Origin of the sequence: Acinetobacter sp. ESL0695 (assembly GCF_029392135.1) — a bacterium.
In the GTDB taxonomy this organism is placed as follows: domain Bacteria; phylum Pseudomonadota; class Gammaproteobacteria; order Pseudomonadales; family Moraxellaceae; genus Acinetobacter; species Acinetobacter pollinis.
In genome coordinates, this window is record NZ_CP113932.1 from 87,220 (window position 1) to 108,803 (window position 21,584).

The window sequence follows — 21,584 nt, forward strand, 5'->3', positions numbered from 1 at the left end:
TCACCTCTAGTTTATCTGATGAATAAAGAAGCAAATATCGTTCCATATTCAGCTAATTAGATTTAAAAATTCATAGTAAAAACAAGAGAAGAATAAATATTTAAATGGTTGTTTCCATTTTGAAGCCCTTGATCTGAACTACTCTTAGATGGTTTGTAAAAGGCAATAACAGGTGAGATATTAATATTTTTATTTACGGTAATTAAGCTATATAAATCTATTTCATTCGCTGATAAGTTAAGTGAATTATTTTTTTCTAATGTTCTAAAATTATAGTAGAGTGCACCAAATGTAAGTGAACTCCTAGGGGTAAATTTTGCTCCAATCTGCACCACTTGGACATTACTATTAAAAGGCCCTGCGTAGTTGTAAGCAACTTCACCTTGAAACCATGTACCGTATTCTGAGCCACCTACAAAAAGATTGTCCCATTTTGAAGAAAATCTTGAATATCTTAGACTAATAGTTGGCTCCCATAGATACTTTGAAAATGTATAAGTTGATCGTACGAACCAAGCATTTGCATGATCATTATTTTTTTTATCTTGGTATGCATATTGAAAGGAAAGGTCTGTATTTTGAATAAGGGTCTGATTGTGACCAAGGATACTGTATACGTTGATATGTTTCCGGTAGGCATTTTGACCGAGTATTGCTGGATCGGCATAACTATCATTCAAGCTAGTATTATGTAAGTAAATTAGGCTTAAATTATCTCTATAATTTAAATTTCCTCCAATAAATTGAGATTGCATTTGTATGGGTTGATTCGATTTAAATGTAAAAATACTCCCATTGATTACTTTGTTTTGTGCAATTTTTAAAATAGCTGTGTTTTTGAAATCCTTATGAGCAGCTAAATAATATGCACCGCCTCTTTTTGTTGCATATTTATGCGGATATGCAGTGGTATTGCCCAAATTAGGTTCATCTGAACAAACTAAGAAGCCATCATTTAAACAAAAATTTTGTCTCCCATATGTAATATCTATTCCATCTTTTCCTAAGAAAGAAAATAGCTCTCCAGATTTCCATCCAATATAAGCATCCTCTATACGAGTTGCTGCCTCCTTACCATTCGTATATCCTCCAGCATCACCATCTCCTTTGGTCGTTGCGCTAACTAAGCTGACTTGACCGTAGATCGAACTTTTTTTCATACCAATAAGATGTGTAGCATCCATACCATATTGAGCATATCCTTCTAACCATTGATAAGATTGAGCTGAATGACTAGCTATATAACCTTTATTACTTGAGAACGCACCTAAAGATAAATTTAAATTGGTATTTAATTGGGTATTTTCTGTCTTTAATAGTGAAAGATTTGCAAAGACCGATTGTGTTTGAAAGATAATAGAAAATGTAAGTGCATAAGTGATTTCTTTATTCATTCTATATGACCGAGTTGTGTATGAAATTCTCATCAGTTTTTCTTAAAAGAATTTATTTTTCTATCAAAAAACGGCAAATCTATGCCACAAATTTCCTAGATTGAATTGCCTAATTTCGATAACGAATGTTTTGAACATACTCCTAGACTAAGAAATAAATTCTATTTAGGAGATATCTAAAATGACCTCTAAAAACAAACTCAAATCCGGCAGTCTAGGGCTCTTTTCTATTGTATTTTTCGTAGTTGCTGCTGCATCTCCACTAACAGGTATTGTCGGTGCATTACCTGTTGCATTTTCTTTGGGAAATGGTGAAGGTATTCCAGGCGTATATTTATTAGCTGGGATTTTATTGGTTATTTTTAGTTTTGGCTTCGTTGCCATGAGTAAATATACAAAAAATTCTGGTGCTTTTTATGCCTATATTATTCAAGGATTAGGATTTTCAAGTGGGTTAGCAGGGCTGAATCTTGCACTTTTGGGTTATATCTGTATGCAATTTGCGATTAGTGCAATGTTTGGTTTTTTTACGAGTGAGTTAGTGAAGTCTTTACAGATTCATGTTCCAGTTGCATGGTGGCAATATGCAATAGTAATGCAGATAATCGTTGTACTGTTAGGTATTTCTAAAGTTGAAATTGGTGGCAAAGTATTAGGAATTTTAATGCTGTGTGAAGTTGGAATTGTCATATTACTTGATTATGTGATTTTACAACATACACATACAATGAATCTAAATTCGTTTTTACCATCGACCCTTTTGAGTGGTCACTTTGGCATAGCAATGGTTTTTGCTATATGTTCATTTATTGGCTTTGAGGCGACGGCAATTTATGCAGAGGAGTGTAAAAATCCCGAGAAAAATATTTCTAGAGCTACATTTATTGCGGTTGTTATTATCACTCTATTTTTTGCATTTAGTGCATGGGCTATTGTCCAGTACCTTGTAAATGTTCAAAAGAATATTTCATTTGCCTCACTTGATCCTACCACTCTTATTTTTAATATTACACAAGCAACTCTAGGAAGCTGGGCTGTTCAGCTAATGTCAGTACTTTTGGTTACAAGTTTATTTGCAGCTACGCAGGCATTTCATAACTCATTATCTCGTTATTTGTTTGCGATGGCGAAAGATCAACTTGTATGGGAGAAGCTATCATACACACATGCAAAACATCAAACGCCTTATATTGCGAGCATTCTACAAGGTATTTTTATGGTAGTTATGCTTGCCATTTTTGGAGCTTTTCATTTAGACCCAATGAGTGAAGTCTTTTCATGGGCCTCTATGCTTGGAAGTATGGCCATACTCGCTTTGCAAGTTGGCGTAAGTTGTGCAGTTATTTGTTTTTTCTTACGGCATAAACATCTAAATGTTTCTAAGTGGAGTTCGGTGATTGCACCTACAATTTCTGCTTTTGGGATGGCATATGTACTTATGAATGTGATTGAGAATATTAAGCTTATTGGTGGATCATCTTCTATTGTACTGTCATTTTTACCTTGGATAGTGTTACTGGTAGTTGTTATTGGCTTTTTAAAGGCTTTACATTTTAAGAAAAGAAATTTTGTTCTTCCTATTATTAAGAGTTAGTTTTTATATTATTTGGTTTGTTTTTTGCTTGGTAGTTAAGATCAGAAAAATTAAGTTTCTAGTTATGCAAAATACAGAACAGAATCAATTCTATAATGCATCAAATATATTAGAAATCAGTCAGCATGCCAATATGATGACTGATTGGGATTTATCATATCATCAAATATCTTCTGGCAAATTTAAAAGCACTTTAAATCTGCTAACTTTTGATGATATACAGATATATCGAGAAAGCTTTTCAACTTCTGTGTTCCAACAAGGTGAAGCAAAAAAAGGGTGCTTGAATCTTGGTTTTTACTTGCCTACATTATCGCCTATTTTATGGAAAGGTCGTGTATTGGAAGGTAAGGAAATTATTACAATTATGGGAGGTGAAGATATTATTTTAAGCACACCAGAAGGTGCTGTATGTTTAGGATTAAGTATACCTTTTCATCATTTGAGTGAAGAGTATAAATATAAATCTAATGAAAAAATGAACCACCAACTTATATTAAATACAGGGGTCTATTCTAAGCTTTATCATTTAATTCAGGCACTTTTGTCCCAGCCACTGCTTATTGCAACAAAGCAGCCAAGAGAACAATTAAAAAAAGAAATTATTGATTTATTGGAAGAGAATTTTTTGGTGTGTCATGAAAATGTTAAGTTTTCTTCTTATAAGTCGAGTTCAGTTGTAAATACCGTGATCGAGTATGTGAATGCACATCAAGAACAACAATTATCGATCGCTGATCTATGTCGTATGACGAATACTTCAAGAAGAACTCTTCAAAATTGTTTTGAACAAACAATAAATATTAGCCCTGCCTTATTTTTAAAGTATTTGCGTCTAAACTATGTAAGAAGAATATTGGCACAAACTACAGAAAAAGTTTCAATTAGTACGGTGGCTACTTATTTTGGTTTTTGGCATTTGTCTCAATTCTCATTAGATTATAAGCGTCTATTTAGTGAGTTACCTTCAGACACATTAAGGTTTAATCGTAAATTGATGAAAAATTCTTTGACTGTATAGGTTGTATGAGAATATTTACTACTCTCATACAATAACTCAAAACGTATTATTCAACCGTTACAGATTTCGCCAAATTACGTGGTTGGTCTACATCGGTACCACGTAATACAGCAACGTGGTATGACAGAAGCTGTACAGGAATACTATAAATAATTGGTGCTAACCAAGGGTTAACTGTTGGAATATCAACAACGTGTTGACGTTCTTTATTCGCAATACCGCTGTGCTCATCTGCAAAAACAAAAAGCTCGCCACCACGTGCTTGCACTTCTTCCATATTCGATTTTAGCTTATCTAACATGTCATCTTTAGGTGCTAAAATAACAACGGGCATCTCATTATCTACGAGTGCTAGAGGTCCGTGCTTTAACTCACCTGCAGCATAGCCTTCAGCATGAATATATGAAATTTCTTTGAGCTTAAGTGCGCCTTCAAGTGCGATAGGGTAGTTTGTTCCACGACCTAAGAATAAGCAGTGTTGTTTTTCAACAAAGAGTTCCGAAAGACGTAGAATTTCTGCATTGTGTTGCAATGTATCTAAAATGACTTTTGGACAGTGCCATAAGCTTGCAACGATTTCAGTCAATTGTGATTCAGCTAAGCGCTTTTTCACTTGACCAATTTTAAGCAGTAGCAACATGAGTGCAGAAAGTTGAGTTGTAAATGCTTTCGTCGAGGCAACACCAATTTCAGGGCCTGCCAAAGTTAATAAATGATGATCTGTTTCTCGTACCATAGATGAAGTTGGAACGTTACAAATCGCCATTGTTGAAATATTCAGCCCTTTATCTTTCGCACGCTTTTGAGTGTCGCGTAAAGCTGCCAATGTATCTGCTGTTTCACCTGATTGAGAAATACATACATACAATGTACGGTCAATAATTACAGGTGAGCGATAACGGAATTCGCTTGCAATTTCAACCTGACATGGTAAATCAATCAGTTGTTCTGCCCAATATTTAGCAATCATACCCGCATGGTAGCTTGTACCACAGGCAATAATTTGGATTTGCTCTATATTCTGAAAGCTAGTTACTGCATCACTTAAAAAGTCTTCACGAAGTGCATTGTCATTAAGAGCTTGCGCAATCGTTTGCTGAATCGCTTCGGGTTGCTCATAAATTTCTTTGAGCATAAAGTGTTTATATTCACCTTTAGAAGCATGGCTGACTGTCGCATCTAACTCTTTAATTGGGCGCTCTATACGCTCTTGACCATGATTTTTAAATACTTCAACTTGAGTACGTGTGAGGTGCGCAATATCACCTTCTTCAAGGTAAATAAAACGATTTGTAATGGGTAACAATGCGAGTTGATCTGAGCTAATAAAATGTTCACCAATCCCTACACCAATTACTAGAGGTGAGCCTTCACGGACTGCAATCAAATCTTCTGGATAATCTGCATGTACAATACCCAAAGCAAAAGCACCTTTTAGACGAGGCACAATACTTCGAACGGCATCGAGAAGTAATGGATGAGTTTTCATTGCTTCGGCAACAAGATGCGCGACTACCTCAGTATCTGTTTGAGAAACAAATACATAACCCAAACGTTCAAGCTCAGATTTAATTTCTACATAGTTTTCAATAATACCATTATGAACAACGGCGACTTTACCCGAGATATGTGGGTGTGCATTTGTTTCAGTAGGTTTCCCGTGTGTCGCCCAACGCGTATGAGCAACTCCAATATGACCTGTAATCTTATGTTCTTTCGTTGCTTCTTCTAGATTAATCACTTTACCTACGCGTCGTTCACGCAGAATATTATTATCATTAATAAGTGCTAAACCTGCAGAATCGTACCCACGATACTCTAAGCGTTTTAAACCCTCGATAAGAATTTCACTAATATTTCGTTCTGCAATACCACCAACAATACCACACATATTTTAAGCCTCTATTTCTGTTTTGCTATTTAGTCTTTTGAGGACGTTGATAATTTGCTTTTTCGATTTGTTGTGAACGTTCAAAAGCAAGCGTATTTTCAGGTACATCTCGAGTGATAACAGAGCCAGCACCGACTGTTGCACCTTTACCAATAGAGATAGGGGCAACCAATGAACTATTTGAACCGATAAAAGCAGATGAGCCAATTTTGGTTTTATGCTTGTTTACGCCGTCATAGTTACAGGTAATTGTACCTGCACCAATATTAGACTCGGTGCCAACCTCTGCATCACCTAAATAAGTGAAATGGTTTGCCTTAACCCCTTTTTCAAGGTGTGAGTTTTTAACCTCTACAAAATTCCCGATATGAACATCGTTATCCAGTTGAGTTCCTGGTCTTAAACGTGCGAAAGGACCAATAATAACTTTCTCACCGACAACAGCATTGTCGATTATGGTATAAGGTTGAATTTTTGTATTTGAAGCAATTTTGGCATCTTTTAATATCGTACCTGCACCGATTTCGACATTGCTTCCAATTTCGCAATGACCTTCAATAATGACATTGATATCGATATAAACATCTTGCCCAGTGGTTAATGTACCACGTAAGTCAAAACGCTCTGGGTCGGCAAAAGCAACACCCTCACGCATTAAATGTATGGTTTGTTGGCGTTGAAAAGCACGTTCTAAATTTGCAAGCTGAATGCGGTCGTTTACACCTTCAACTTCATAAGCCAATTTCGGTTGAATTGATGCAATTTCTAAACCGTCTTGAACGGCCATTGCAACAATGTCAGTCAAGTAATATTCGCCTTGTGCATTCTCATTTGAAAGCTGAGGCAACCACTCATGTAATTTACTATTTTCAACACAGTAAATACCTGTATTAATTTCAGTAATTTGACGCTGTTCCTCAGAGGCATCTTTATGTTCAACAATTGCTTGTATCTGACCATGCGAACGAACGATACGACCATAACCTGCTGGCTCATCTACATTCAGTGTAATCATACCAATACCAGTTTTCTGACTGGCTTCGAGCAATTTATTTAAGGTTTCTGAAGAGACTAATGGCACGTCTCCATATAAAATAAGTGAGAAACCATCTGTAGGTAGCACTGGCAGTGTCATTTGAACTGCATGTCCTGTACCTAATTGCTCTTTTTGTTCAACCCACTCTATATTTTCTTCTTTAAATGCATTTTGAACGTGTGCGCCGCCATGACCAAAAATAGTAATAATACGGCGGGCTTTTAATTGTTTTGCTGTTTCAACAACATGACCAAGTAAAGGTTGACCAGCCAAAGGTTGGAGTACTTTGGGCAGTTGAGAACGCATACGTGTTCCTTTGCCGGCAGCGAGAATAATCACGGTAGTTGACATAATCACCCTATTGGAATTAAACCGAGAAATTTAAATAAATAAGTATACATAAGGCAGCCCAGATACCAGCAATGACATCGTCGAGCATAATGCCGAAGCCACCATCAACTTTTTGATCGATGACACGAATTGGCCAAGGCTTCCATATATCAAATAAACGAAAGAGGGCAAAACCAATCAGTGCCCATTGTATATTCATTAGATTAAAATAGATTAAAGGAAGAAAGGTAATTGATTGCCCAGCAAACTCATCCCATACAATACGACCGTCATCGTGTACTTGAATTAAGCGCGCTGTCTTGCCACAAATGTATATCCCAATCAGTGTCATGAAAGTTATGAGTATGAACGAGCTATAAAAACCTACGTGCATAAATATTGGAATAAATAAAAGTGCAAATGCTGAACCAAATGTACCCGGTGCTTTAGGAGAAAGACCAGAGCCGAGCCCCACACCTAAAAATATAATAAATCGGTGATAAAGGGAAAATTGGCGAAAATGAATAGCTGGTTTATGCAAAATGCTGGTATCCATGAAAATTTAAAGCTTGTTCTTCGTTTTGATAAGTCAGACGTAGACCTAAAGCAGATTCAATATAACCAATCACACTTAATGAAACATTTGGTTTTTGTAAACAAAGTTTTTTATAGTTTTCTGGAGAAATTGTAAAGCAAAGCTCATAGTCATCTCCACCTGCAATTGCATATTGCCATTGCTGTTGTCGAGAGAGTGAATGTAGGGCATTGTCTGTCGGTAAGTTTTCAAGTTGAAGCGTTGCGCCAACGTTAGAAGCGTTTAGAATGTGTTGTAAATCTTGGATGAGACCATCAGACAGATCTATCATACTCGATGCAAAACCTAGCAAATGCTTTCCAAGCTCACAACGAGGCGTAGGGTAATCTAAACGCTTTTGAAGTGGATGACCTAAGTGCTGTAAGCCAAATGCAGCATCACCAAGTTGGCCACTCACGACAATATAATCACCAATTTCTGCACCACTACGAGTAATGGCTTGACCTTTTGGAACCCAACCTAAAGCAGTCACACTAATTGTTAAGTGAGGCCCCTGAGTTGTATCGCCACCAATGAGTTCAACACCATATTGTTCACAACATGCAAATAAGCCTTGGCAAAAGTTGTCTAGCCAATCTTCTTGAATCTTGGGGAGTGTAATCGCAAGTAATATACTGTGAGGAGTTGCCCCCATTGCAGCAATATCAGATAGATTCACAGCTACACTTTTCCAACCAACAGCATGTGCAGTGGTCGATGAAGGGAAATGTCTACCTTCGACCAATGTATCTGTGCAAATGACAAGTTGCTGGTTTTCTGGTGGGGTAATTAAGGCCGAATCGTCACCTATACCTAAGTTTACGTTACTCTGCCGAGCATGTTTTTGCTTAAAGTAGCGGTCAATAATTGAAAATTCGGCCATAAGTCTGTCTTTATGCTTGCTTTTCAGCCTGACGTAATGTCTGTGCAAGGCGGTCTAATACACCGTTAATGTATTTATGACTATCTGCACCACCGAAGTGTTTTGCGAGCTCAATCGCTTCATCTAGTACAACACGGTACGGAATTTCAGCATGATCACGCAATTCGTAAGCACCTAAACGTAAGGTTGCAAGCTCTACACCATCAAGAGCAGTTAAATCACGATCGAGTACGCTACTTAAAAGTTGATCGAGAACATCATGTTCTGCAACCACACGTGTAAGAAGTTCATGATAGTAATTTAAATCAACCTTATGCATTGCATTGTCTGCACGTGTACGTGCTTCAATTTGGTGTACAGGATTTTGGCTCATTTGCCATTCATAAATCCCTTGTACGGCAAAGCGACGAGCTTTACGTTTAGCAGCATAAATTGCTTGTTGTGTTTGTGACATCGATTAAATTGCCTTTAACAAGTTAACCATTTCAATGGCAGTAAGAGCAGCTTCGCTACCTTTGTTGCCCGCTTTAGTACCTGAACGTTCGATGGCTTGTTCAATGCTGTCAGTAGTTAAGACTCCATTGATGACTGGTAAACCAGTCTCAAGACCAACAACGCCTAATCCTTTCGCACATTCACCTGCAACAAAGTCGAAGTGAGGTGTGCTACCACGGATTACGGCTCCAAGCGCAATAATGGCATCATAAGTTGATGTATTTGCTAATTTTTTAGCAACTACAGGAAGTTCCCACGCACCGGGTGCGTGAACAACAGTAATATTTTCTTCAGCAACACCATGACGTTTTAATGTGTCAATAGCACCTTCAAGAAGGTGTTCAACAACAAAACTGTTGAAACGTCCAACTAAAATCGCGTAACGGCCTTCGCTCGCGAGATGCATTAAACCTTCGATACGGCGAATAGCCATAAGAAACCTCTATTATTTTTCAGTAGATTGATCAGCAGAAATATATTCTACTACTTCTAAGTTAAAACCTGATAATGCATTAAAACGTAAAGGGGAGCTGAGCAATTTCATTTGCTCTACACCTAAGTCACGTAAAATTTGTGCACCCACACCAATATTTTGATATTGCTTTGAGAGCTCAGCATTAGACTTGCTTGCTTTACGCGGTAACAATGATGTTTCTAAAGCATGACCAAGATCTAACAAATGTGTTTGACCAATCCATACTAAAACACCACGCTCACTTTGTGCAATGTATTGAAGGGCATGATCTAAACTCCATGCCGTTTCGCCAGATTGCTGCTTCAGTTTCACGAGGTCGCGCAGTGGATTAAACCCATGAACTCGAACGGTAGTTACCCCTTCTTTCGGTTCGCCTTTAACCAATGCAAGATGTGTTTCAGTACTACCATGTTCACGGTAGCGATAAAGTTCAAATGAACCATATTCCGTTTCAAGCGTTTCTTGCCCTAAGCGTTCAACAGTTTGTTCATTTGTCATGCGATAATGAATCAGGTCGGCAATTGTACCAATTTTTAACTGATGTTTCTCGGCAAATTTTTCTAAATCGGGACGACGTGCCATCGTACCGTCATCATTAATAATTTCACAGATAACAGATGCAGGCTCCAAACCCGCTAAACGAGATAAATCTGAACCTGCTTCAGTGTGTCCTGCACGGTGTAGTACACCACCGGGCTGTGCCATTAATGGGAAAATATGTCCCGGTTGTACAATGTCTGAGGGCTTTGCATGTGCTGCAACGGCAGTTCTAATGGTATGTGCACGCTCTGCTGCTGAGATACCTGTCGTTACGCCCTCAGTTGCTTCAATAGACAATGTAAAGTTTGTACCATGTTGAGCACCATTTTGATCTACCATTAAAGGTAAATTTAACTGTTCACAACGAGCTTTACTTAAAGTAAGACAGACCAAGCCACGTGCATGAGTAATCATGAAGTTGATGTCTTCAGCACGAACATGCGTCGCTGCCATCACAAGATCACCTTCATTCTCACGATCTTCATCATCCATTAAGATGACCATTTTACCGGCACGAATATCTTCGATAATTTCTTCTACTGTGTTAAGTGACATCCGTCCACCTTTCCCAGATTGCACTTATTCTGCAAATACTGTTTGTAAGTTATGTTAGCAATATTTATCGCACTTCTTCGATATTTTACCGTAAGCGCCGATGGGTTGCTATGAAAGTGATATTAAAATTTTACAATAAAAGAAATGGAGAGAATTGAATAGAGGGAAGGGGCTTTGTTATTTATACATTTGTTAAAGCTTCTGAGAGACATCTGTATTACGTTATGAATACAGATGTCTTTTAAATTATGTTGTGGTTTTTTTACCCTTTAGGATTTCAGTTCTTAACTTTTGAGCAATAACGGCACATGGGGTATTCATACCATTAATCATAAACGCATGGCGTGTAAGTACATTAGTTGGGCTAGGTAGAGCAACTAACTGATAACAGTCATTTACGCTTTTGAGCATCGCATGGTCTAGATGCACAGCGCTTTCTTTTGCGCTTAAAAGTTGACATAAGCGTGATGCAGCTTGAGGTGCTTCTAATTGCATTTCATCTACAGCGTTTGAAATACCACAACGTGTTTGAAGTACAAAACGTTTTTCTTCTCTATAGCGTTTATATAACACTTCAGACAACAATTGAAAAACGGTTGAAATCATGAGCAAACAGGTTGCTGCTTTAGGTTTGTCTGTAGTAATACAGATTGTTGCACCTTGTGCATTAAACTCTTCTTCAATTGAAATGGTTGATGTCGGAATTTGGTAATGCTGTGCACATAAAGCAATACTTTTATTGAGGAAGATTTGGCACAGGTTAAAATGTGATGTAGCAACAGATTGACTGACAGAGTTAAGCAATTGTTTTGGGTCGTAAAACTGAATATTTAACGCAATTTGACTTTTATTGAGATCTTTGGCCTGAGTATTATCTAAGACTTGTTCAGCATTAAACACTTTACTTTTAGGCATATCTTGCTGTGTCACAAGCTCAATGTTTTTTTGTTTTTCTTGCTCTAAAGCTTCAGTTAAAGATTGAATTTCATTTTTTAACTGCATTTCATGCTGAATGCGCTGAATATATTCAGTTCGACTTGGACGTGCAATGACGCGATAGGCAAGCCATAAAATTACATGTAGGAAGAATGAAAGTACGATAGCAAGCCACTCAGTTCGTAAGATTTCTCCGATACTCGGCTTCACTAAGGTAATTTCTACACGTCCGACTTTCTTCTCATTTTGTAAGGCATCGCGAGAAAAGACTTCACCCGTACGTGTTTGTTGTAAACCACTCGTTGCAAGTACATCATTATTCATTCCTAATATACGAATAGATGCAACGCTTGGGTTGCTTGAGTAACGATTTGCAATGAGCGCCAATGAAACTGTATTTGGAGGGCTCATTTCCTGTAACCCATCTGCAACCAATTGGCTTGTCATGAGTTGCCCTTGATTCGCGCGATTTTCTTTTAATTGATAGGTTGTCGCAAGAACCAATAAAAAAGCTTGCAGTGCAAAACTGATGATAAGTAGGCTTGCAAAAAGCCCTTGTCTAGGTGCATTCAAGGTAACGTTCCAAAGCAATTTAGTTTATTTCTAGTGCCTATTACAATAGCTTGGCTATCGAGCCGAAATGCGCTTATATCAAGAGATATTTATAAATGCTGAAACCAGTATGGGGCATATTTAACGCATGAATGATGATATATTTTAATAAATTAAGTTTAATTTACTCATCACTTTTTAAATATGGCACCTTATTTCATTGGCTTCAGTTAATTTATGTATAAAGTGATTTCGTTTCTATATCCAACTTATTGTTGTATGTGTAAAAAAATATGGCTAATTTTAACATATTAGAATGCTAAAGTAGCTAGATTGAAACCAATGAGTAACATAGAAGATTGACTATATGACGCAGACAACTCCAATCCAATCTTATCAATTTACCCTTTTGGGAAAAACTCTGACCAAAGATCATATTGCTTCTTTAAATCAGGTGTTTAAAGAATCTCAAATTACTGTTGATTCGTCGCCAAAATATTTATCTGTAGGGCAGGGGCACGATGCAGTTCAATTTGCAGTTAAAACCTCTCATGCTCAGCATACATTACGTGACTTGTGCTTAAACTTTTCTGCACACCACAAAGTTGACCTGTTGGCGCAACCACAGTCGTTTGACACGAAAGCATGTCGTTTAGTTTGTTTCGACATGGACTCTACACTTATTGAACAAGAAGTGATTGATGAGTTAGCAAAGGAAGCGGGGATAGGAGAGCAAGTTGCTGAAATTACTGAGCGTGCTATGCAAGGTGAGCTCGATTTTCAAGAAAGCTTTAAAGCAAGAGTTGCACTTTTAAAAGGTTTAGATACAGATGTTCTTGATAAAATTGCATCGCGTTTAACAATTAATGATGGCGCTGCTCGACTTATCTCAACTTTAAAAGCCAATGGGATTCATACAGCTATTTTTTCTGGTGGATTTCAGTATTTTGCTGAATATTTAAAAAATAAACTGGGTTTAGATGAAGTACATGCAAATACTTTAGATATACAAGATGGGCAAGTCACAGGTGAAGTGAAAGGTCAAATTGTAGATGGTGCAAGAAAAGCAGTTTTGTTACAAGAGCTTGCGAACAAGCTTGATATTTCATTAGAGCAAACTATTGCTGTAGGGGATGGTGCGAACGATTTACCTATGCTTTCTTTGGCAGGGCTTGGTGTAGCATTTAGAGCAAAACCTTTGGTAAAGGCGCAGGCAAAGCAATCTATTTCATATGAAGGGCTTGACGGTATTTTATATTTACTTCAGCTTTCTGATGATGAAATTGAATCTAAAACAAATATTTAGTGATCAGAGGACATCATAATTGAATAAAAGTATTTGAAAATTATGGTGTTCTTATTAAATAGGCTTAAACGATATCTATAAATCATATTTCTTATAAAAAAAGAAATTTCTCACTTTTTCAGGTGGTATTTTTTTGTAATGACACGGGAAGCTATAAGTCATCATGGCTATACGCTAAAGACCAATTTAAAAAACTGTAATTACAAAATAATATTGCGACATCTTATGTCGTACTGAGCATTTATACCACTTTTTTTTCCACTTTTTTACGGCATAATATGGCTTAAGGAGTGTTGAATCAGATGTTTAACTCCTTCGAGTTGCAACAAAATAAATAGTAGTTATTTTTATTTATGGTTCATCACATACAGTGATTGACGGAGGTTTTATGTTAACAGCAAGTTTTGCCAGTATGGTGGGGACATTTCTCATCATGATAGCACTTGTTTCTGTGTACTTCTCACCGTATCGTCATTGGCTTGGTTTTATGTTAGCGGGTATGGTGTTTTGGGGTGCAATAGAAATTATGCGCTTAAGTATCCAATACACGTTACAGTGTTCAATATCGTCTAGTTATCTTATTTCAGCTTTCATTGGAATGATTGGCTTACTCTTCGTTTTACTACGTCTTAATCGTGTTGAACAAAAGACAATAGCGAATCGACAACTTATAGAACATACCCCTGTGTATGACGACAAACAATAATAATAACCAGTAGTAGCTCACTCGACTTGGTGTATTGAAAAATACACCTTTTTTTTTAGATATTACAAGATATGTATTTTAGTTCAAATCTTACTTATCCTTGGGTATGATACGATGCTCTAATATTTGGGAATATGAGAATCGGCGAATGCGTATAAATCTTTCAGCAATTCCTGTTGTGAAATTACCTGTAGTGGATGTCAGTACGGATCCATTAGATTTATTGGTTGCAGGTATAGCATTGCGTATGAAGCAACTTGCAAAAACCAGTCCAAAATTTATTGAGTTGACACACGATCGCCAATTACGTATTCAAATAAGTACGCAAAAGGGAATGGCGCGTCAAATTGTAATTGACCAAGGTGCTGTTTCAAGTGTATCTGGTGAGATTGAACCTGCTGATTTAGTGCTTCAATTTAAAAATAGTGATCAGGGTGTAAAAACATTTTTACAAGGAGATCCTGCTGTAATTCTTTCAGGTATTCAGAAAGGAAGTATTCAGCTCGAAGGCGACCAAAGATTATTGGTTATTTTTGCAAAGTTGTTGCGTTTGCTTCCACCAAAACTACCAAATCCTCTTCAAGAAAAAATTCAACATGCGAAAGCATTTATTCGTAAAAAAACGAGTAAGTAAAAATAAAGCCCTTATTTAAGGGCTTTATTTTAATTTGTTACTTCAAGATTAAATGTAACTGGTCCATCATTAATAAGATGAACTTTCATATCTGCACCAAATATACCGGTCTCGACTTTAATATTCTGTTGCTTTGTATATTCAATTAACTGTTCATATAGAACTTTTGCTTCTTGTGGAGGCATGGCATCTCCGAAGTCAGGACGTAATCCCTTTTGTGTTCTTGCCATTAAGGTAAACTGAGATACAAGTAAAATAGAGCCTTGCGCTTGTGAAATATTCCATCCCATTTTACCTTGCTCATCATCAAAAACACGGTATTTTAGTAATTTTTCAATAAGCTTTTTGCCAATCTCAAAATTGTCATCTTTAGAAATACCTAAAAAAACCAATAAACCTGTTTGAATTTCGCCAGTTGTTTGCTGCTCTACAACGACTTTAGCGTGTTGTACTTTTTGAATTAATGCGCGCATTGTTGTACTTAAATAAAGAACGTCTTTTTATTATAAATAATATTTAGCATAAAGCGTGCTTTGGAGTTTTTTTGTTTATCTTGCCATCATTATAAATTGAGAAGAGAAACAAAAGTTACTTTCAGATTAATTAAAATGCAATATAAGTCACATTTTTTATAAATATTGTGTTTTTGATTTGTTTATTTATTGTATAATTTACTTTTTATTTAAATAACTTTTTCTAATGATCAGTGATGTTTTTTCTCTTTTAGAAAGTTTGGGGTTTGGATATCAAACACGAGCGATTCACGCTCAATTCTCAAGTCCGTTACTTAATCCACAACTTTTTATACAACGCATCGATGGCCATCATGAAATCAATAAAGGCCTGAGTTGTGAACTCATTTGTTTGTCGATTAATCCTGCGATTCCACTCAAGGAATTTATAGGATGCCGTGTGGCAGTCGATCAAATTACAGATCTAGGTCAGTTATTTAGAACAACAGGAATTATTGTAGAAGCCTCACAAGGACAACATGATGGTTCATTGAGTGTCTACAAACTTAAAATTCAAGATGCAACCTCCCTTTGGCAGAAGCGTCGCAATAGTCGAGTATTTATGAATAAATCTGTGTTAGATATTACACAGATCTTATTTAAAGAATGGCAAGAGAAAAGTCCATTGTTTGCATCGAGTTTAATGCTCGACATGAGTGGTCTGAGTAAAGCCTATGATGTACGACCGTTCATCATGCAAAGTGCTGTAGAAACAGAATATGAGTTTCTAACCCGTTTATGGCGAAGTGAAGGGATCAATTGGTTAATTGATGAAAGCCAAGCATTTGTATTGCATAACAAAGATCAAATCCAAGCACAGAAACTGCGTTTAATTGATGCCAATGCCCAGTTTAAAGCATTAGATCGTCAACTGATTCGCTTTCATCGTAGTGATGCGACAGAAACATTCGATACCATTACCAGCCTGACGGCTTCTCGTCAGCTTCAGCCAAGTACGGTGCATGTACAAAGATGGCAACCGCAATATTTAGAACAAGAAGATGGTGCAGGTTCAGTTTTATCTTTAGGTGAGCAAAGTGGTCAATATGACAATGCCACACTCAGCTTAGAAGATGCTTGGCATGTGAGCCCAGCATGGATGGGAGATCTGAACGGTGAAGATGGTGTTACACCATCAAGCCATCAACAAGTTGAGGCATTGAACAGCCATTTATCCGATCAAAACCGTTTAAAGTCAAAATACTTTACTGCACACAGTACCGTACGTGATGCGCAAGTGGGCTATTGGTTTAAACTGAATGGCCACCCTGAAATAGATCTACACACAGGTTCAGACCAAGATTTTCTTATTTTAAGCAAGCACTTCTATAACCAAAACAACTTACCCAAAGATATTCAAAAACAGGCAGAAGAACTACTCACGTCGAGTCGTTGGCATCATAAAAACATTCAAGAAGATGAACAACGCCAAGGCAATACCTTAACACTCATCAGACGTGAGATTAAGGTGGTGCCTGAGTATCATCCTGAACAACATAAACCGACAGTGCATGTTCAACGTGCGCAGGTGGTGGGGGTTGAAGGTGAAGAGATTCATGTTGATTCATGGGGTCGAATTAAAGTTCGTTTCTTATTTAGTCGTGCAGAAGACAACAGCCATGATGGAGGTGCAGGGAGTAACCAAAGCGATACCGATTCTGCATGGGTAGATGTACTTACCCCTTGGGCAGGTGAAGGCTACGGTGCCAGATTCCTTCCGCGTGTTGGTGAAATAGTTGTCGTTGACTTCTTTGATGGCAACATAGACCGTCCCTTTGTGACAGGTCGCTTGCATGAAGCACAGCGTCACCCGACACAGTTTGATCAGGCTGGTCAACTTCCCGAAACCAAAAGTTTAAGTGGTATACGTTCACAAGAGATCAAAGGGTCGGGTTATAACCAACTGCGTTTTGATGATACTCATGGACAGATTAGTGCTCAGTTACAAAGTAGTCATGCATCGAGTCAACTTAATTTAGGGCAACTCAGCCATCCTAAATCACAAGCGACCAGTGACAGTCGAGGAGAGGGTTTTGAGTTAAGAACAGACCAGTGGGGTGCTGTTCGAGCAGGAGAAGGTCTTTTAATCTCTACGTATAAACAATCAGATGCACAAGGAGATCATCTTGATGCTCAGGTTGTAAAACAACAACTTCTGCAAAGTAAAGACAATAGCGAAGTGCTGAGTGCTGTTGCAAAAAATCAGCAAACTGATGAAATTGAAACGATTGATCAATTAAAAGCATTTGCAGATCAGCTTGAAAAAGACGTTGCAAAATTTAATAAAGCACTTTTAGTTTTAAGTTCACCTGATGGTATTGGTCTAAGTACGGCACAGGATATTCACTTGTCTGCAAATGCTAAGATTAGTCAAACTGCAGGCGACAGCATTAGCATGAGTACGCAAAATAACCTGATTGCTCAGGCACAAAATAAAATTAGTTTATTCGCAAGTACAAAGGGCATTAGTGCAAAAGCCGCGAAAGGCAAAATAGATCTTCATGCACAAGATGACATGATTGAGCTTATTGCAAGAAAAATGATGAAGATCATTTCAACGGAAGATGTTTTGGAACTCATTAGTGCAAAAGGCATTTCATTGAAATCGGGTGGCTCAGAAATTTCAATTTCTCCCAATGGGATTACGCTTAAAACAGCTCAAGGTATTTCTTACTATGCTGCACAACATCAGTTTAAGAAAGGAGAGAAAGTTGAAGCTCAAATACCTGAGCTACCAAAACAAGGTCTACATGCCATTAATTTCCTATTTTCAGATTTAATGGGGCGAGCACAAAAAGATGCCAAAGTAGAAATTGTAAATACTCAAACAAAAGAACCAATTTGGCAGGGTGAAACTGATGCATTGGGTATAACAAATCTTTCTGTTTTAGATGAAAAGCAAACATACAAAGCTTTAGTCGGTTTTGACTATTGGGCGAGTGAGTTTGAAGACGAAGAACAGTATGCACCAGAAATAGAAGAAGAGGAGAGTTTTGATCTAGGTGAACATGAAGGCCCTCAAACTGAAGTAGATGAGATGATTATAGATAAAGGAAATAAAAATGTCTGAGTTCTATACTGTAAAAAAAGGCGATACACTTTGGGGTATTGCAAAACATTATAACATTCATGTCAGTGATTTAGCATCTATTAACCATTTACGAGGCAATGCTGTTCATCACTTAAGATTAGGGCAAAAGATTTATTTAAAAGAGCATCCTAAAGATCTAAAAACATATGAAACAAAATTGACCATTAAGCTTTTTGATTTGGCATTTAAACCAATTAAAAAGGCGACATTAAGGGTTGAATATGATGGTAAAAAAGAAACTATATTTGTGCATGATGGTGTAAGTAATGAATTATTTATTGAAGACCATGCAAAAGGTTTAAAAGTTTACTTTAAAAATTTAAAAGAAGAATTTGATCTTGTTGCAGATCATAAAAAAGTCAGCATTGGCAATAAAGTACTTAAGCTTACGTCTAGGAAAGTGTTAGTCGAGGGAAGTTATCATCCGAAAGAAGGTGTACAGCATACTTCTACAGATTCAATTAAACGAAATCTTCGTAAGGCTGGTAAAGAAATTCTTGAACATACAAGACAAGTTCAAGACAAGATGCCAAAGCCTCAAGCTCCAACAGTACCTGTACACACAGAGGCACAACCTGCAACATCAAAAACAGCAGTACCAGAAAGTCCAAAAACGACAACACCTACAATTAAACCAAAACCGCCAGCTCAACCAGTGTTAGGAGCGCCCAAAGTAAAAACACCACCACCTGTAAATGAACAAAAAAGAACAGACCACGGCAACAGTACACATGTGGTTGCAGTTCATTTTTCAGAAGATAACTTTATTATTATTCCTGAAAATGAAAAATACCGAGGCTATATTTTCGCAGCAGCAAAACGACATAATTTAACCCCGCATTCTTTAGCAGCATTAATTAATGCGGAAGCGGCAAGAATTAGTAAAACTGTACCTGGGAGACAGAAAAAGGTTCAAACAGAAGAATGGAATCCAAAGTCAAAAGCACCGCCTCCAGGTACAGCAGCAGGCTTAACTCAATTTTTAGATGGCACTTGGTTAGGTATGGCAGCCGATTCTAATTCATTGGTCGGTCAACATGTTGCAGCGAAGTACCCCAATGTAAAGCCGAAAGATTTATCAACATTATTTTCAAAGAACAGCTATATAAAACAAGAGGTTTTAGATTTAAGGTTTAACCCAGAGATGTCGATTGATGCAGCAGGGGCGTATGCCCGTGCCAATTTAAACGAGCTACAAAAATATGTACCGAGTTCGAGTCAACTACAAGATGCTGAAGCATTGGCAAAATTGGCTTACCTGTTACACCATGAAGGGTTAGCAGGTGCAAAAACAATTATTAAAGATAATCTGATTGAAAAAAGAGCGCACGAATTACTTAATACACAACTTGTATATACAAATAAAAAGACCAAACAGCTAGTGACCGAACGTAGGGATATGTGGTTAAAGCGTTATCACAATGACCCGATTAAAACCTATAAAGCGTGGCTGATAGGGTATGTGAATGAGCATATCAATGTATATAAATTTTATCCAAAAGATGAAAATAATCAAATTATTTCTAGTAATTTAGATTTTGAAGAGGTATTAGTACAGTTAAATCCACAGTACCGACGTGTAGGTGAGGCTGCACCTTTACATCAGACCAAACCACCTGTCAAGCCGATAGCAAAACCAGATACGAAGCCTGCTGAGCCACTAAATCAAACCATACAGCTACAACCACAATCTACACAACCGAGTGGTGTAGTGGGTGGGGAAAATGGTTGGTTTGACCCTGTTAGAGTGTGTAAATTAAGAACCAAAGGTTTACGAGATGTCAAAGGCTCGACCTTTGGTATGGTGCGAATGACAAAGGAAGGTCATAAAAAACCCCATCAAGGCATCGACTTAGAAGCAGAACCCGGCACAGATGTTTTTGCGGTTTGTGGCGGTAGCATCCTAATGGCTGGGGACTCTGGTGGTGCTTATGGCAAAGTGATTGTTTTAACAGTCAATGTCGCAGATTTACCGCCTAAGCATCAAACGTATGCAAAAAATATCGTAGGTAACCAGGAACAAATTTACTTTTTTTATGCGCATTTATCCAAAATAGATGTAGATACAGATAAACCTGTGCAAGCAGGGCAAAAAATCGGTCAAACCGGCTGTACAGGCAATGCGTCTAATATGAAACACATTGCAACAGGGGCACATTTGCATTTTGAAGTACGTGTTACAAAAGAAAAGATGGGTGGATTAAACGGACGTATTGATCCGTTGCCATTTATTTCGAGCAAATTATTATAAGGAATTTTTATGAAATATTTAAAGGTACTGGCACTGTTATGTGGTGGCTTGTGCGCCAATTTAAGTTATGCAGATGACCCTGAATGGGATGATCCATTTATTGAAGGTGTGCAATTAAAGAATCCTGTTAATTTTTTAAGTAGTCGTAGATTTAATTTTTACTCTTATTATAGTGATGATTTAAAAGTTAAAATTGTAGACTATGGAACTAGCGATGAATCTACAGGTAAAGAGAATTATCAACTAAAAAAATATGGTGTGGAGATTCTAAACAAGAATAAAATCTATCAGCTATTTAAAACGACGGGTGCTTATAATGATGCTTTTGGGGTACGTATAGATACTCTTTGGTTAGAGGACGATAGTTATATTGCCCTTACCGTGCGTACAAATAAATACATCAATTATGGATCATCACCATTTAAAACAAATGATGTTACGACTTATGTTTATAATTTAAAAAACAATAAATTTATAAGGTTAAATTCAATATCAGTCAGCAGTAACGTCAACTCTAAAGGGGATGCGATTAAGCCACTAGATTGTACTGTAGGAGTGAAACTAAGTTATAACGAAAAAACTAAACTGTTTACCTATACAGACCGTATTCAAAAAGGCTGTGATGGACCCATCAATGCGCAAACTATAAAAAATATGCCAGTTTATAAAGTGACGTTTGACCGTAATTTTAAATGCATTTCGACCAATAAATTAGCTGGTGGCTGTAGTGATGAAGATAATATAAATGAAAGCATCGGTAATTATACTGCTGAATTTCTTCGTATGAAGAAAAAATAAAGTAGTTACT

At 37.2% G+C, this 21,584-nt stretch carries 17 protein-coding genes and 1 pseudogene; 8 read left to right on the forward strand and 10 right to left on the reverse strand.

Annotated elements, in window-relative coordinates:
- Positions 1-62 precede the first annotated feature (62 nt).
- Complete coding sequence (locus OZX61_RS00465; protein ID WP_277094950.1) at positions 63-1,394, reverse strand: hypothetical protein; 1,332 nt, start codon at positions 1,392-1,394, stop codon at positions 63-65.
- 181 nt (positions 1,395-1,575) lie between these two features.
- On the opposite strand from OZX61_RS00465, the gene OZX61_RS00470 reads away from it, so the two are divergent.
- Both OZX61_RS00470 and OZX61_RS00475 read left to right on the forward strand, forming a co-directional pair.
- A complete protein-coding gene (locus OZX61_RS00470) occupies positions 1,576-2,988 on the forward strand; it encodes an APC family permease (RefSeq protein WP_277094951.1) in 1,413 nt (470 codons plus the stop codon).
- 64 nt (positions 2,989-3,052) lie between these two features.
- The gene (locus tag OZX61_RS00475; protein ID WP_277094952.1) at positions 3,053-4,009 is read left to right on the forward strand and encodes a helix-turn-helix domain-containing protein; all 957 of its coding nucleotides are present in this window, start codon (positions 3,053-3,055) and stop codon (positions 4,007-4,009) included.
- A 46-nt stretch (positions 4,010-4,055) separates the two neighbouring features.
- On the opposite strand, the gene glmS is transcribed toward OZX61_RS00475, so the two are convergent.
- The 8 genes from glmS to OZX61_RS00515 form a co-directional block, all read right to left on the reverse strand.
- A complete protein-coding gene (glmS, locus tag OZX61_RS00480) occupies positions 4,056-5,900 on the reverse strand; it encodes a glutamine--fructose-6-phosphate transaminase (isomerizing) (RefSeq protein WP_277094953.1) in 1,845 nt (614 codons plus the stop codon).
- A 25-nt stretch (positions 5,901-5,925) separates the two neighbouring features.
- Positions 5,926-7,287 carry a bifunctional UDP-N-acetylglucosamine diphosphorylase/glucosamine-1-phosphate N-acetyltransferase GlmU gene (glmU, locus tag OZX61_RS00485; protein WP_277094954.1) on the reverse strand — a complete coding sequence of 454 codons (1,362 nt, stop codon included), beginning with the start codon at positions 7,285-7,287 and terminating at the stop codon, positions 5,926-5,928.
- Positions 7,288-7,303: 16 nt separating this feature from the next.
- Entirely contained in the window at positions 7,304-7,822 is a 519-nt protein-coding gene (locus OZX61_RS00490; RefSeq protein WP_195771746.1) for a phosphatidylglycerophosphatase A, read from the reverse strand.
- On the reverse strand, positions 7,800-8,723 hold the full coding sequence (gene thiL, locus OZX61_RS00495) for a thiamine-phosphate kinase (RefSeq protein WP_195771747.1): 924 nt from the start codon (positions 8,721-8,723) through the stop codon (positions 7,800-7,802). Before thiL ends, OZX61_RS00490 begins: the two co-directional genes overlap by 23 nt.
- A gap of 10 nt (positions 8,724-8,733) precedes the next feature.
- Positions 8,734-9,177 carry a transcription antitermination factor NusB gene (gene nusB, locus OZX61_RS00500; protein WP_195771748.1) on the reverse strand — a complete coding sequence of 148 codons (444 nt, stop codon included), beginning with the start codon at positions 9,175-9,177 and terminating at the stop codon, positions 8,734-8,736.
- Positions 9,178-9,180: 3 nt separating this feature from the next.
- Positions 9,181-9,651 carry a 6,7-dimethyl-8-ribityllumazine synthase gene (gene ribE / locus OZX61_RS00505; protein ID WP_195771749.1) on the reverse strand — a complete coding sequence of 157 codons (471 nt, stop codon included), beginning with the start codon at positions 9,649-9,651 and terminating at the stop codon, positions 9,181-9,183.
- Positions 9,652-9,663: 12 nt separating this feature from the next.
- Complete coding sequence (gene ribBA / locus OZX61_RS00510; protein ID WP_195771750.1) at positions 9,664-10,788, reverse strand: bifunctional 3,4-dihydroxy-2-butanone-4-phosphate synthase/GTP cyclohydrolase II; 1,125 nt, start codon at positions 10,786-10,788, stop codon at positions 9,664-9,666.
- Positions 10,789-11,034: 246 nt separating this feature from the next.
- Positions 11,035-12,297: a hypothetical protein gene (locus tag OZX61_RS00515; protein ID WP_195771751.1), complete on the reverse strand. Its 1,263-nt coding sequence runs from the start codon at positions 12,295-12,297 to the stop codon at positions 11,035-11,037.
- Positions 12,298-12,925: 628 nt separating this feature from the next.
- Between OZX61_RS00515 and serB the strand changes: the two are divergent.
- The 3 genes and pseudogenes from serB to OZX61_RS00530 all read left to right on the forward strand — a co-directional run.
- Positions 12,926-13,582, forward strand: a pseudogene (serB, locus tag OZX61_RS00520) (phosphoserine phosphatase SerB); the annotation flags it as partial.
- Between the two features lie 388 nt (positions 13,583-13,970).
- A complete protein-coding gene (aciT, locus tag OZX61_RS00525) occupies positions 13,971-14,288 on the forward strand; it encodes an AciT family ciprofloxacin tolerance protein (protein WP_277094955.1) in 318 nt (105 codons plus the stop codon).
- Positions 14,289-14,442: 154 nt separating this feature from the next.
- Positions 14,443-14,922 (forward strand): SCP-2 sterol transfer family protein, encoded by a 480-nt coding sequence (locus OZX61_RS00530; RefSeq protein WP_277095604.1) that lies wholly within the window; start codon positions 14,443-14,445, stop codon positions 14,920-14,922.
- Between the two features lie 29 nt (positions 14,923-14,951).
- Here OZX61_RS00530 and dtd read toward each other — a convergent pair whose 3' ends face one another.
- The gene (gene dtd, locus OZX61_RS00535; protein WP_195771754.1) at positions 14,952-15,395 is read right to left on the reverse strand and encodes a D-aminoacyl-tRNA deacylase; all 444 of its coding nucleotides are present in this window, start codon (positions 15,393-15,395) and stop codon (positions 14,952-14,954) included.
- Between the two features lie 226 nt (positions 15,396-15,621).
- Between dtd and OZX61_RS00540 the strand changes: the two genes are divergently transcribed.
- From OZX61_RS00540 to OZX61_RS00550, 3 genes are read left to right on the forward strand one after another with little or no spacing between them, the layout of a single operon-like run.
- A complete protein-coding gene (locus tag OZX61_RS00540; protein WP_277094956.1) occupies positions 15,622-18,504 on the forward strand; it encodes a type VI secretion system Vgr family protein in 2,883 nt (960 codons plus the stop codon).
- Positions 18,497-20,776, forward strand: a complete 2,280-nt coding sequence (locus OZX61_RS00545; protein ID WP_277094957.1) for a peptidoglycan DD-metalloendopeptidase family protein — start codon at positions 18,497-18,499, stop codon at positions 20,774-20,776. The genes OZX61_RS00540 and OZX61_RS00545 overlap by 8 nt, the downstream gene beginning before the upstream one ends.
- A gap of 9 nt (positions 20,777-20,785) precedes the next feature.
- Positions 20,786-21,574 carry a hypothetical protein gene (locus tag OZX61_RS00550; RefSeq protein ID WP_277094958.1) on the forward strand — a complete coding sequence of 263 codons (789 nt, stop codon included), beginning with the start codon at positions 20,786-20,788 and terminating at the stop codon, positions 21,572-21,574.
- The last annotated feature ends 10 nt before the right edge of the window (positions 21,575-21,584 follow it).